Here is a 12,791-nt window from a genome sequence, read left to right as displayed (position 1 = left end):
TCCGGGCGATCGCGAAAGATCGAATCCTGAATGTCGATCCGATTTAGGGAGCGAACCGCCACACCGTCGTCTTCTTGATTTCGCTGTCCTCAAGCGCACGCGTCACCGGCACCTCGTAAACCGCGCAGAATTCCAACCGGTCTCGCGGCAGATAACTGCGGCCGGGATCGCCGACCAGCACCAATTTGCAGTCGGCCGCCAGCGTCGCGAGCCAGGGAACGAGCGCAGCGGCGAAAGCGCTGTCGTAGAAGACGTCGCCGGCAAGCACGATATCCGCATCGACGGCCTGGCCGATCAGGTCGGCGCCGGTAAACCCGAGCGAAACGTGATTGACCTGCGCATTCAGCCGGACTGCGGCCTCCGCCCAGGGATCAATATCACAGGCCGTGACCTCAAGGGCGCCGGCCATGACGGCCGCAATGCCGACGAGGCCGGAGCCGCTGGCGAAATCCAGCACGCGCTTGCCGCGCACCATCTCAGGATGATCGATGACGTAGCGCGCCAGTCCCTGGCCGCCCGCCCAGGCAAAAGCCCAGAAGGGCGGCGGCAGGCCGATCGCCTCCAGCTCCTCCTCCGTTTTCAGCCAGAGATCATGGGCTTCGCTTGCCAGATGCAGCGAAATCTCCGGCACATGCGGCGGCGCCGTCACGCTGGTATTGGCGCGGATGAAGGCCTCAGGATCGGTTTTCAACGCGGCGGATTGTCCAGCCCGCCCATGCGGCAGACTTCGGCCCATTCGTCATCCGTTACCGGCTGCACGGAAAGGCGCATGGAGGTGACGAGCGACATCTTGGCGAGTTTTTCGCTGGCCTTGACATCCTTCAGCGTCACCGGCTTCGGCATGTCCATGACGGCGCGAATGTGGACGCAATCCCACTTCGGGTCGCCCTTGGCGGTGGAATCAGGCTGCGACAGGGCGGAAACTTCGACAATCCCGACGATCTCCAGCCCGTCATTGGAATGATAGAAGAAGCCTTTGTCGCCGATCTGCATCGCCCGCATGTTGTTGCGCGCTAGATAATTGCGCACGCCGGTCCATTCCGTGCCCTTTTCGCCGGCAGCCTTCTGCTGCTCCCAGGACCAGGAGGCGGGTTCGGATTTGTAGAGCCAGTGCGCCATGCTCACGCCTCCGGCTTGTTGAAGACCCAGTTGTAGGCCTTCACCTCGACACTTTCGAACAGCTCGGCCTTGGCATAGGGATCGGCATCGGCAAGCGCCTGCGCCGCCTCCTTCGTCTCCGCTTCGACGATAATCAGGCTGCCGCAAGCTTTGCCCTCGTCATCGAGAAACGGGCCGGCGATCTTCAGCGTGCCCGCGGCATTCAGCCCGTTCAGATAGTCGAGATGCGTCGGACGTGTCTCCATGCGCACGTTCAAATGGCCCGGCTTGTCCTTGCAGAGAAGGGCGAAAAGCATGTCTGTCTCCTATTCGGTGGTGATTGGGCGCGTCATCAGTTGCTCGATCGCTTCTGCTATATCGAGCCTGCCGTCGATGATGGCGGAAACGGCGTCGGTGATCGGCATGCTGACCGCAAGTTCGGCGGCAAGCCGCGAGGCGACGGAGGCGGCAAGCGCGCCTTCCACCAGCGCGCCCTGCAGCGGATCGACCTTTTCGCCGCGCCCGAGCGCGATGCCGAAGCGCAGGTTTCGCGATTGATGGCTGGTTGCCGTCAGCACCAGATCGCCGAGACCGGAAAGCCCGCGCACCGTATCGGCCTGCCCGCCCTTGGCGACGACGAAGCGCGACATTTCCGCAAGCCCGCGCGCAATCAGCGCCGCACGGGCGGAATCGCCGATGCCGGCGCCTTCGACGATGCCGCAGGCAATCGCCAGCACATTCTTCAGCGCGCCGCCGAGCTGCACGCCGATGCGGTCGCTGGAGGCATAGAGCCGGAAGGTGCGACCGGATATCGCCTGGGCGAGCCGCTCGGCGACTTCCATATCCTCGGCCGCGATCGCCATTGCCGTCGGCAGCCCCTTGGCGATATCGGCGGCGAAACCCGGGCCGGAGAGCACGGCGATGGGATGGTCGGGCAGTTCCCGTTCCAGCACGTCCGTCAGAAGGTTGCCGGTCGCCCGCTCGATGCCCTTGGCGCAGGTGACGACGATGGCATCCTTGGAGAGATAGGGTCCGTACTGCCGCGCCGCATCGGCCTGCGCCTGCGACGGCATCGCAAAAAGCACGATGGAGGCGCCGGCGATCGCCTCCGCCTCGGCGGAAAATTCCAGCGTATCGGGCAAGTAAATACCGGGCAGCGCCGCATCATGCAGCCGTTCGGCCTTCAGATCTGAAATCAGCGACGGATCGCGCCCGACAAGCGTCACCGCGCTGCGGCCGGCAAGGGCGATGACGGCGGCCAGCGCCGTTCCGAAAGCCCCCGATCCGACGACGGCGATGTGTTCGCTCATGCCTTGGCCCCTCTTTTTCCGAAACCGATCAGCGTTTCCGCATTGGAATCGAGCGGCCAGCGCGAGCGCGGCTGGACGTCGAGCGGATCCGGCGCGGCACCGGTCGCCATGCGCTCCAGCCCCGCCCAGGCGATCATCACCGCATTGTCGGTGCAGAGGCTGAGTGGCGGCGCGATGAAGCGGAAGCCGTTCTTGTCGCAAAGCGCCTGCAATGTGGCGCGCAATTCGAGATTGGCGGCCACACCACCGGCAACGACCAGCGCCGGCTTCTCACCGGTCGATGGGCCGGTCGCCTCTGGAAATTCCGTCTTGAACCGCTGCAGGCCGCGGCCGATGCGGTCCTTCAACGTGCGCGAAATCGCCTTCTGGAACGAGGCGCAGATATCCGCAACGTCCTGATCGCTGAGCGGCGCGATATCCTGTGCCGCCTGCCGCACCGCCGTCTTCAGGCCGGAGAAGGAGAAATCGAGCCGCGCCTCGCCGACCAGCGGCCGCGGAAAAGCGAAGCGATTGGGATTGCCGTCCCGCGCCATCCGTTCCACCGCCGGGCCGCCCGGATAGGGCAGGCCGAGCAGCTTTGCCGTCTTGTCGAAGGCCTCGCCGAGCGCATCGTCGATCGTCGTACCCCAGCGCTCATACTCTCCGACGCCGCGCACCAGGATGAGCTGGGTATGGCCGCCGGAGACGAGCAGCATCAGATAGGGAAAGGAAAGCCCATCCGTCAGCCGCGCCGTCAGCGCATGGCCCTCGAGATGGTTGACCGCGTAGAGCGGCTTGCCGGCGGCCTTGGCGATCGCCTTGCCGGTCATCAACCCCACAATCAGCCCGCCGATCAGCCCCGGCCCCGATGTGGCGGCGATGGCGTCGACTTCATCAAGCGACACATTGGCGCGCTTCAGCGCCTGCTCGATCAGCTCGTCCAGCGCCTCGACATGGGCGCGTGCGGCGATCTCCGGCACCACGCCGCCATAGGCGCTGTGCTCATCGAGCTGGGAAAGCACCACGTCGGAGAGTATCCTGGAATGCCCTTCCGCATCGCGCTCGACGACCGCCGCGGCGGTCTCGTCGCAGCTCGTTTCGATGCCAAGGATACGCAGAAAGGGAATCATGAGGCCTGTTCGTTGATTGCGATGGGATGGAAACCCGTTTACGAGAACTCCGGTAACAACGGAACTGAGCGGATGCAAACAAAACCTTTCCGGATCGGCACGCGGGGCAGCCCGCTGGCGCTTGCCCAGGCGCATGAGGCCCGCGACAGGCTGATGGCGGCGCATCATCTGCCCGAAGAGATGTTCGAGATCGTCGTGCTGACGACCAAGGGCGACCGCATCACCGACCGCTCACTGGCCGAGATCGGCGGCAAGGGCCTGTTCACCGAGGAACTCGAACAGCAGCTTGTGTCAGGCGAGCTGGATTTCGCCGTGCACTCCGCCAAGGACATGCCGACCCACCTGCCGGACGGCCTTCATCTCTCCGCCTATCTGCCGCGCGAAGATATCCGCGACGCCGTCATCGGCCGCACCGCGCCCAAACTGATCGACCTGCCGCATGGCGCCACCGTCGGCTCCTCGTCGCTGCGCCGCCAGGCGCTGATCCGCCGCATGCGGCCCGATATCAATGTCGTGACCTTCCGCGGCCTGGTGGAAACGCGCCTGCGCAAGCTCGAAGAGGGCCAGGTCGACGCGACGTTGTTGGCGCTCGCCGGCCTGAAACGGCTGGGGAAGGTCGAGGTTATCACAGATATCCTCGATCCCGACAGTTTTCCGCCGGCGCCGGCGCAGGGGGCGATCTGCATCGAAAGCCGCATCGGCGACACCCGGATCGACGATCTGCTGGCGCCGGTCAACGATACCACGACTTTCGACACCGTCTCCTGCGAACGCGCCTTCCTCGCCGCCCTCGACGGCTCCTGCCGCACGCCGATCGGCGGTTATGCCGTCTGCGAAGGCGACCTGATCCGCTTCTCCGGCCTGATCATTACGCCGGACGGCCGCAGCCAGCATGCGGTGACGACCGACGGCCACCGCCGCGATGCGGCAGCCCTCGGCACCCGCGCCGGCCAGGACGTGCGCGCAAGAGCCGGCAGTGCCTTCTTCGACGACTGGCACTGACGCGGCCATGCGCGTGCTCGTCACCCGCCCCGCGCATTCGGCTGAGAAAACCGCACAACGTTTGCGCGATATGGGCCACGAGCCCTTACTGCTACCGCTGCGCCAGCCACTGCATGACAGCACCGCCGCCGCACGTGCGCTTGCAGCCAGCAGCGGCCCGATCGCCGTGACCAGCGCCGAAGCCGTCAGGGTGTTTTCCGCTCTCGGTGAGCAACTTCATCCGCATCTTGCCCGGCCGCTTTTCGCGGTCGGGGAGGCGACAGCCGAAGAAGCCAAAAGCCTCGGCTTCCGATCGGTTTTCTCATCCTCGGGCAATGGCGGCGATCTCGCCGATCTCGTTGCCGCGCGGGCCGCAGAGGATTTGCTCTATCTTGCCGGCACGCCGCGTGCGGAAACGTTCGAAGGAAGATTGCGTGAGCTCGGCATCCGCTTTTCCGTCGCTGAATGTTATCGCATGCAGCCGGTTGCCCCCTGCCCGGCCGAGATCGAAGCGATTTTTGCGGGCGGCCTGCCGGAGGCGGTTCTCTTCTATTCCCGGCAGACGGCCGAGGATTTTTTCAGCGTGACGGAACTTCGCTCGGCGCTGCCGGAGGAAAGCGGAATCCGCCTTCTCTGCCTCAGCGAGGCGGTCGCGCAAGCCATTCCGGCGGCGCTGAAAAAAAATGCGGCGATTGCGCCGATGCCGGATGAGAAAAGTCTTTTGTCGCTGCTTTGAATGCTTTAGCCGCCCAAATTTGATCTAACCTCTTCCCTTAATTGGCATCACTGTCTAGTTTCGTTGCAATGCAGGATAAAGAGGATCTCATGGTATCGGGAAACCCGCCACGCCATTCGAAGAGCGCCGACGAGCCGGTCACGATCGACCTCGAAGCACAGGATTTCGCCTCTGCAGCCGATACCGAAAAGCCGGTCGAGAATGATGTCGGCGATGCCGACAACAGCCCCGCCGATGCCGGCGTGACATCAGAAACCGAGACTGCGCCGCAGATCGAAGAGGAACGGGTCGAGCCGGACAAAGCCGAAGACGAGGACCAGCCCGGAACGGATGCGCGCGAGGAGCAGCCCGCCCCCGAGCCTGCCTTCACGCCTCCTCCCGAACAGCCGCGCCGTGCCGGCACCTCCGGTCTCATCGCCGCCGGCATCTTCGGCGGCCTCGTGGCGCTGCTTGGCGCCGGCGCCATTCAATATGCCGGCTATCTCCCGGGTTCCTCAGCGCCGCAGACGACATCGCCTGACATCGCCGATCTGTCCGGCGAGATCGATGGCCTGAAACAGACTGTCGCCAATCTTGCCGCCAATCCGGCGAGCGCGGATGACGGTGCGCTTGAAAAGCGCATCGCCGCGCTGGAAGCGACGGCCAAGGCGCCCGCAGCCGCCGCACCGGCCGATTCGGCAAATGTCGAGGCACTCAACCAGAAGATTGCCGAGCTGACCGGTCAGGTCGACCAGCTGCGCGCGACACTCGCCCAGTCTTCCGAGCAGCAGACGACGAGCGGCGCCGATATCGCCAAGCGTCTCGACGAGGCTGAGAAGAAACTGAACGCGCCGCGCGAGGATGTCGCCGTCGCCCGGGCGATCGCGGCGGCCGCTCTCAAGGCGGCGATCGATCGCGGCGGGCCGTTCCTGGCCGAACTCGATACTTTCGCCGGCGTCGCACCCGACGATCCGGCTGTCGCCGACCTCCGCGCCTTTGCCGAAACCGGCATTCCATCGCGCGCCGAACTCATGCGTCAGGTTCCCGATGTCGCCACCGCGATCGTCGAAGCCGTCAACCAGCCGGATCCGAACGAGAGCTGGTCGGACCGGCTAATGTCGAGCGCCAAGTCGCTGGTGTCAGTCCGCCCCGTCGGCAATATCGAGGGCGACAGCGTCGAAGCCATCGCCGCCCGCATGGAGGACAAGGTGAAGAGCGGTGATCTGCCCGGCGCTTCCGCCGAATGGAACAGCCTGCCGGCTCCCGGTAAGCAGGCTTCCGCCGCCTTCAAGCAATCGCTCGAAGCGCGGATCCGCGTCGAGGAACTGGTCGGCGGGGCGCTGTCGAAAGCGGTGTCCGGCACCGGCAAGGAGGGATGAGAGCATGCTGATCCGCCTTGTCGCCTTCGCCCTCTTCGTGCTGCTTCTCGCCTATGGCTTCTCCTGGCTCGCCGATCGTCCCGGCGACCTCTCGCTTATCTGGGAAGGCCAGATCTACCAGACGAAGCTGATCGTCGCCGCCAGCGCGATCATCGCTCTCGTTGCCGCCGTGATGATCGTCTGGTGGTTCATCCGGCTGATCTGGACCTCGCCGCATTCGGTGACGCGTTATTTCCGCGCCCGCAAGCGCGACCGCGGTTATCAGGCGCTGTCGACCGGCCTGATCGCCGCCGGCGCCGGCAACGCGCTGCTCGCCCGCAAGATGGCCGCCCGCTCGCGCGGCCTCATCCGCGCCGATCAGGAGCCACTGATCAACCTGCTCGAGGCCCAGGCCGCCCTGATCGAAGGCCGCCATGACGAGGCGCGCGCCAAGTTCGAGGCCATGGCCAACGATCCCGAGACACGCGAACTCGGTCTGCGCGGCCTCTATCTCGAGGCCCGCCGCCTCGGCGCCAACGAGGCCGCCCGCCAATATGCCGAGAAAGCCGCCGACACCGCGCCCTATCTGCCCTGGGCCGCGCAGGCGACGCTCGAATACCGCAGCCAGGCCGGCCGCTGGGACGATGCAATCCGGCTGCTCGAACAGCAGAAGGCCGCCCGCGTCGTCGAAAAGGCCGACGCCAACCGTCTGCACGCCGTCCTCCTGACGGCGCGCGCCGGCGAGAAGCTGGAAGGTAACCCGACGGGTGCCCGCGACGATGCGCAACAGGCGCTGAAGCTTGCCGCCGATTTCATTCCGGCCGCCCTCATTGCCGCAAAGGCGCTGTTTCGCGAAGGCGGCGTGCGCAAGGCCGCCTCGATCCTCGAACAGGCATGGAAATCGGCACCGCATCCCGAGATCGGCCAGGCCTATGTCAGGGCCCGCAGCGGCGATTCCACCCTCGACCGGCTGAAGCGCGCCGAACGGCTGGAAGGACTGCGGCCGAACAATGTCGAATCCCTTCTCGTCGTCGCCCAGGCCGCACTCGACGCGCAGGAATTCGCCAAGGCCCGCACCAAGGCGGAAGCCGCAGCGCGCATGCAGCCGCGCGAAGCGGCTTTCCTGCTTTTGGCCGATATCGAGGAAGCAGAGACCGGAGACCAGGGCCGCGTGCGCCACTGGCTGGCCCAGGCGCTGAAAGCCCCGCGTGATCCGGCCTGGGTGGCGGACGGTTTCGTGTCGGACAAATGGCTGCCGGTATCGCCGGTGACCGGCCGCCTCGACGCCTTCGAATGGAAGGCGCCCTTCGGCCAGATCGAGGGGCCGCTCGAAGACGGCTCAGTGCCGCCCTCGATCGAAACCGCTTTGAAGACCTTGCCGCCGCTGCGCGACATCAGGCCGGAAAGCCCGGTAAACGACCATCGCATCATCGAACTGGAACGCGCCGCGACGATCGCCGAGGCTGTGCGCCCGACGCCGGCCCCGGCAAAACCGAAGCCCGCCGAACCCGTCAGCGATAAAGCGCCGGCACCGAGCGAAGCGAAACCTTTCTTTGGCGGCCGGCCGGATGATCCCGGCGTTCGCGATACCAGGGTGGAACCGGAACCCAAGACACGGCTCCGCCTTTTCTGAAATGGAACGAAAACCGCATGTTCGAACGCTTTCAGGCATTCTTCCAGAAGCTTACCGCCGACCACCCGAAAAAAGGTTTCGCCCCTGATGATCCACGCATCACGGTGGCAGCGCTCTGCATGCAGGTCATGGAGGCCGACGGTCAGATCAAGGCCAGCGAGAAGAAACGGCTGCGCAAGCTCTTGAAGGAGCAATATGCGCTCGACGGCAAGCAGCTCGATGCCCTGATGGCCGCCGGCCTCGAGGCCGAAAGCACCGCCGTTGATTATTATCGCTTCACCGCCGACCTGAAGCGCCATCTCAACACCGAGCAGCGGCTGGAGCTGATCGGCATTCTCTGGGACATCGTCTATGCCGATGGCGAACGCAGCGAGATGGAAGACCATGTGATCTGGCGGATCGCCGATCTGCTCGGTGTCTCCTCGCGCGAGCGCATCCAGAAGCGGCAGGAGGCCGCCGCCAGGGTGACGGATGTTCGGGTTGCGCAAGATGACAGCGACTGAGCAAAAGCCGAACCGCGACGGGCGCCCGATCCTCGTCGTCCTGCATCAGGAACGGTCGAGCCCCGGCCGTGTCGGCCAATTGCTCGTCGAAAAGGGCTACCGCCTCGATATCCGCCGCCCGGTTCTCGGCGAGCCGCTGCCGACGACGCTCGAAGAGCATGCCGGCGCCGTCGTCTTCGGCGGGCCGATGAGTGCCAATGATCCCGAGGACTTCGTCAAGAAGGAGATCGGCTGGATCGATGTGCCGCTGCGGGAAAAACGCCCCTATCTCGGCATCTGCCTCGGCGCGCAGATGCTGGTGCGTCACCTCGGCGGCAAGGTGCAGCCGAATGCCGACGGCTCGACGGAGATCGGATGGTATCCATTAAGGCCGACAGAGCGGGGCCGCCTGCTGATGCATTGGCCGAAGATGGTCTATCATTTCCACCGCGAAGGCTTCGAGCTGCCGCACGGCGCCGAGCTGCTCGCTGAAGGCGACGCCTATCCGAACCAGGCCTTCCGCTATGACGGCAACGCCTGGGGCCTGCAGTTCCATGCCGAACTGACCCGGGTGATGATGCATCGCTGGGTGGTGCACGGCGCCCATCGCTTCATCCTGCCGAACGCCCAGCAGGGCCGCGAACACCTTGAAGGCCGCATGCTGTTCGACGCGCCGCTGAAAGCCTGGCTGACCGAATTCCTCGATATCGTTTTCGAAGGCAAGACGGCGAAAGCCGCCTCTCCGATCACACTTCCCGCATAGAGGGCTGCGTATCCGGGAGCACGCGTTATCTCACGTGCTGGGCGCGTCGAGCGTATCGATCCGCCGCAATTTGGGGAAACTCGAAGCCCAGATCGCCGCGACCGCCAAAGTCCCGATTCCGCCGATAACGACCGCCGGCACCGCGCCGAAGATCGATGCCATCGTGCCCGCCCTGAACTCGCCGAGTTCGTTCGAAGCGCCGACGAACACCATGTTGACCGCATTGACGCGGCCGCGCAGCTGATCCGGCGTCCAGAGCGCAATCAGGCTTTCACGCACATAGACCGACACCATGTCGGCCGCCCCCATCAGCGCCAGCGCCGCGATCGAGACTTCGGTGTTGGTCGACATGCCGAAGATGATTGTTCCCAGACCGAACAGCGCAACGCCTGTGAACATGTAGATGCCGGCGCGGTGCTTCAGCGGATAGGCGGCGAGGAAGATCGCCATGACGATGGCGCCGAGCCCCGGTGCGGCGCGCAGCAGGCCGAGCCCCCATGGGCCGAGCGTCAGGATATCGCGGGCGAAGATCGGCATCAGTGCGGTCGCGCCGCCGAGCAGCACGGCGAAGAGATCGAGCGAGATCGCCCCGAGCACCACTCTCTCGGCACGGATGAAACTGAAGCCGCCGAGGATCATCGCCCAGCTCTTGGCCTCGCCCGTCGTCTTCTGCTCCGGTTTCGGGATCATGTAGAGAAGAGCCGCGCCAAGCACGGAAAAGATCACCGCCACCATATAGGCCGTTGTCGCGCTGACGCCGTAGAGCAGACCGCCGATCACCGGGCCGGTGATCGCGGCGAGCTGCCAGGACGACGAATTCCAGGCGATCGCATTGGAAAGATCCTGCTCCGGCACCAGATTGGGCGCCAGCGACTGCACCGCCGGCGACATGAAGGCGCGCTCGATGCCGAAGATCAGAAGCACGGCGAAAACCGGCAGCGGCGTGAAGGTCCCGATGACAGTCATGACCAGCAGCGCCAGCGTGCAGAGCGCGCTGACCAGCGAGCAGAGTGCCGCGATCGCCCGGCGATTGTACCGGTCGGCCACCGAACCGGTGACCAGCATGAGCAGCAGCGACGGCAGGAACTGCACGAGACCGATCAGGCCGAGATAGATCGCCTTGCCCGTCTGGTCGTACATCTGCCATCCCACGGCGACGCTGACGATCTGCTGCGAAAAGGACAGCAGGAAGCGCGCAAAGAAGAACCGTGTGTAGGACGAGTGCCGGAACGCGGCAAAACGGTCTCCGGTGGGCGAAAACGACATTGGGTGTTTTCCGAGGAGACGGGCGCCGGAAGTGCTGCAAGGCCGCCCGTTAAACATGATTCACCGCGCGTTCCCACACGGCACTTGCTCGTTTAGTCGCCAATGTCTACATGTCTGTCAACAACGAATTGGAGAAGACGATGTTTGCGCTGTTTCAAACCATTGATTTGGCTTTGAATATTTACACCTGGATCCTGATTGCCAGTGCCATTTTTTCATGGCTCTATGCCTTTAACGTCATCAACTCCAGCAATCAGTTCGTCAATTCGGTCGGCACATTCCTTTATAACGTCACCGAACCGGTGCTGAAGCCGATCCGCAGCCGGTTGCCGAACCTTGGCGGCATCGACATTTCGCCGATCATCCTGCTGCTGATTATCTTCTTCCTGCGCACCTTGCTTTGGACAACGCTCTATCCGTTGGTCGCTTGAGCCGTCCCTGGAAGCAATTCGACGATCATCTCCGCCTCGCCGTCCGGCTGACGCCGAATGGCGGGCGTGACGCGATCGACGGCATCGAGGCCGACGGCGAGGGCGAGACTTTCCTGAAGGCGCGCGTCACCTCGGTCCCGGAAAAGGGCAAGGCCAACAAGGCCTTGATTCTTCTGGTCGCCCAATCGCTGCGCATCCCCAAATCCAGCATCAGCCTCATCTCCGGCGACACCGCGCGTAAAAAAATCCTCCGGATCGACGGCGACCCGGAGGATTTGGCAAAAAAGCTCGAAACGCTTTTAGGCTGAATGATCAGCCTTTGGTCTTCTTGGCGCGCTCGACGGCTTCGAGGATAAGCTGGCCGGCTTCCTTGGAATCGCCCCAGCCGAAGATCTTCACCCACTTGCCGGGCTCCAGATCCTTGTAGTGCTCGAAAAAGTGCTCGATCTGCTTCAGCGTGATCTCGGGAAGGTCGGTATAGTCCTTCACCTTCTCATAGCGCAGCGTCAGCTTCGGCGACGGCACGGCGATGATCTTCTCGTCCTTGCCGGAATTGTCTTCCATCTTCAGGACGCCGATCGGGCGCACATTGATGACGCAGCCCGGAACCAGCGGGCGGGTGCTGGCGATCAGCACGTCGATCGGGTCGCCATCCTCAGACAGCGTGTGCGGCACGAAACCATAATTGCCCGGATAGGTCATCGGCGTGTAGAGGAAACGATCGACGACCAGCGTGCCAGCTTCCTTGTCCATTTCATACTTGATGGGATGGCCGCCGACAGGAACCTCGACGATAACGTTGACGTCCTCAGGTGGATTATTACCGATGGAAATGGCGTCGATGCGCATAGGAACTCCCGCGAGGTTGAATTGCTCGCAGCCAGATAATCAGTTTCATGCGGCAACGCAACATTTGACATCACCAATGCGTGATGGCACCGGCGCAAACAGGTCGAAACGTTCGAAGAGAGACGGGCGATTACCGGCCAAGCCGGTCAGTTCCAGATGAAACCGATTTTCTTCAGCTGCTTGTGGTCGAAATTTTCCATGCCTTCACAGAAATCGACACCGCCGTGGTGGCGGTAGAAGCGGCCGGCGTTCTCGTTTTCCTCGAGGCACCAGACGACCAGCCCGTTGCAGCCGAGTGACTTCAGCAGCCGGCGCGCCTCGCCGAACAGCATCCGGCCGAGACCGATGCCCTGATATTCCGGCCGAAGATAGAGCTCGTAGATTTCGCCTTCCTGCGGTAAAGCGCGGGCGCGGTTGAGGCCGAGCGTCGCGTAGCCGGCAACCGTTCCGGCGACGTCGAGAACCAGGAGCGTCGCCGGTCCGCGCGTCGCCTTGCGCCACCAGTTTTCACCGCGCCGCTCGATCATCTGCGTCAAGGCGCGATGCGGAATGATGCCTGCATATGTGTGCTGCCAGGCAAGCCTGTGCGTTTCCGATATGGCTCGGGCATCGTGCGGTTCGGCCCGCCGAACATCGATCGACAACGTCTTCATAACGTTTACTCTGGTCCCGCCGAAGGCAATTAACCATATGCAGCCAGCGCATCGTGATCGATTGCCCACAGACTTGATATGTGGACGACAGATAAAATTTAACGCTTTTTTAACGATTGTCACAAGTCGGAATCAGCGCAGCG

The 12,791-nt window shown here is 63.8% G+C and carries 16 protein-coding genes; 8 read left to right on the top strand and 8 right to left on the bottom strand.

Annotated features, from left to right (window positions below; all coding sequences use genetic code 11):
• Positions 1 to 43 precede the first annotated feature (43 nt).
• The 5 genes from AF337_RS20045 to tsaD are packed head-to-tail and all read right to left on the bottom strand — an operon-like array spanning position 44 to position 3,517.
• Positions 44 to 691 carry a class I SAM-dependent methyltransferase gene (locus tag AF337_RS20045; RefSeq protein ID WP_049733438.1) on the bottom strand — a complete coding sequence of 216 codons (648 nt, stop codon included), beginning with the start codon at positions 689 to 691 and terminating at the stop codon, positions 44 to 46.
• Positions 688 to 1,119, bottom strand: coding sequence for an EVE domain-containing protein (locus AF337_RS20040; RefSeq protein ID WP_049733437.1), 432 nt, complete (start codon positions 1,117 to 1,119; stop codon positions 688 to 690). The genes AF337_RS20045 and AF337_RS20040 overlap by 4 nt, the downstream gene beginning before the upstream one ends.
• A gap of 2 nt (positions 1,120 to 1,121) precedes the next feature.
• A complete protein-coding gene (locus tag AF337_RS20035) occupies positions 1,122 to 1,415 on the bottom strand; it encodes a YciI-like protein (RefSeq protein WP_049733436.1) in 294 nt (97 codons plus the stop codon).
• Between the two features lie 9 nt (positions 1,416 to 1,424).
• Entirely contained in the window at positions 1,425 to 2,408 is a 984-nt protein-coding gene (locus AF337_RS20030) for an NAD(P)H-dependent glycerol-3-phosphate dehydrogenase (protein ID WP_049733435.1), read from the bottom strand.
• The gene (gene tsaD / locus AF337_RS20025) at positions 2,405 to 3,517 is read right to left on the bottom strand and encodes a tRNA (adenosine(37)-N6)-threonylcarbamoyltransferase complex transferase subunit TsaD (protein WP_049733434.1); all 1,113 of its coding nucleotides are present in this window, start codon (positions 3,515 to 3,517) and stop codon (positions 2,405 to 2,407) included. Before tsaD ends, AF337_RS20030 begins: the two co-directional genes overlap by 4 nt.
• A gap of 72 nt (positions 3,518 to 3,589) precedes the next feature.
• On the opposite strand from tsaD, the gene hemC reads away from it, so the two are divergent.
• The 6 genes from hemC (at position 3,590) to AF337_RS19995 (ending at position 9,449) form a co-directional block, all read left to right on the top strand.
• Positions 3,590 to 4,519, top strand: coding sequence for a hydroxymethylbilane synthase (gene hemC, locus AF337_RS20020; protein WP_049733433.1), 930 nt, complete (start codon positions 3,590 to 3,592; stop codon positions 4,517 to 4,519).
• 7 nt (positions 4,520 to 4,526) lie between these two features.
• Positions 4,527 to 5,234 (top strand): uroporphyrinogen-III synthase, encoded by a 708-nt coding sequence (locus tag AF337_RS20015; RefSeq protein WP_049733432.1) that lies wholly within the window; start codon positions 4,527 to 4,529, stop codon positions 5,232 to 5,234.
• 68 nt (positions 5,235 to 5,302) lie between these two features.
• Positions 5,303 to 6,592 (top strand): COG4223 family protein, encoded by a 1,290-nt coding sequence (locus AF337_RS20010; RefSeq protein ID WP_193393644.1) that lies wholly within the window; start codon positions 5,303 to 5,305, stop codon positions 6,590 to 6,592.
• A gap of 4 nt (positions 6,593 to 6,596) precedes the next feature.
• Positions 6,597 to 8,204 carry a heme biosynthesis protein HemY gene (locus AF337_RS20005; RefSeq protein WP_049733430.1) on the top strand — a complete coding sequence of 536 codons (1,608 nt, stop codon included), beginning with the start codon at positions 6,597 to 6,599 and terminating at the stop codon, positions 8,202 to 8,204.
• Between the two features lie 17 nt (positions 8,205 to 8,221).
• Positions 8,222 to 8,707 carry a tellurite resistance TerB family protein gene (locus tag AF337_RS20000; protein ID WP_049733429.1) on the top strand — a complete coding sequence of 162 codons (486 nt, stop codon included), beginning with the start codon at positions 8,222 to 8,224 and terminating at the stop codon, positions 8,705 to 8,707.
• On the top strand, positions 8,676 to 9,449 hold the full coding sequence (locus AF337_RS19995) for a glutamine amidotransferase (protein ID WP_049733428.1): 774 nt from the start codon (positions 8,676 to 8,678) through the stop codon (positions 9,447 to 9,449). The genes AF337_RS20000 and AF337_RS19995 overlap by 32 nt, the downstream gene beginning before the upstream one ends.
• A 30-nt stretch (positions 9,450 to 9,479) precedes the next feature.
• Here AF337_RS19995 and AF337_RS19990 read toward each other — a convergent pair whose 3' ends face one another.
• Complete coding sequence (locus AF337_RS19990; protein ID WP_049733427.1) at positions 9,480 to 10,715, bottom strand: MFS transporter; 1,236 nt, start codon at positions 10,713 to 10,715, stop codon at positions 9,480 to 9,482.
• Between the two features lie 140 nt (positions 10,716 to 10,855).
• Between AF337_RS19990 and AF337_RS19985 the strand changes: the two genes are divergently transcribed.
• Positions 10,856 to 11,146, top strand: a complete 291-nt coding sequence (locus AF337_RS19985) for a YggT family protein (protein ID WP_003543619.1) — start codon at positions 10,856 to 10,858, stop codon at positions 11,144 to 11,146.
• Positions 11,143 to 11,454, top strand: coding sequence for a DUF167 domain-containing protein (locus AF337_RS19980; protein ID WP_049733426.1), 312 nt, complete (start codon positions 11,143 to 11,145; stop codon positions 11,452 to 11,454). The genes AF337_RS19985 and AF337_RS19980 overlap by 4 nt, the downstream gene beginning before the upstream one ends.
• Positions 11,455 to 11,458: 4 nt before the next feature.
• Here the strand turns inward: AF337_RS19980 and ppa are convergent, their stop codons facing one another.
• A complete protein-coding gene (ppa, locus tag AF337_RS19975; RefSeq protein ID WP_012559229.1) occupies positions 11,459 to 11,995 on the bottom strand; it encodes an inorganic diphosphatase in 537 nt (178 codons plus the stop codon).
• A gap of 146 nt (positions 11,996 to 12,141) precedes the next feature.
• A complete protein-coding gene (locus tag AF337_RS19970) occupies positions 12,142 to 12,648 on the bottom strand; it encodes a GNAT family N-acetyltransferase (protein ID WP_049733425.1) in 507 nt (168 codons plus the stop codon).
• Positions 12,649 to 12,791: the final 143 nt, after the last annotated feature.

Source organism: Rhizobium ecuadorense (assembly GCF_001187535.1).
In the GTDB taxonomy this organism is placed as follows: domain Bacteria; phylum Pseudomonadota; class Alphaproteobacteria; order Rhizobiales; family Rhizobiaceae; genus Rhizobium; species Rhizobium ecuadorense.
This window is presented reverse-complemented; position numbering and strand designations above follow the sequence as displayed.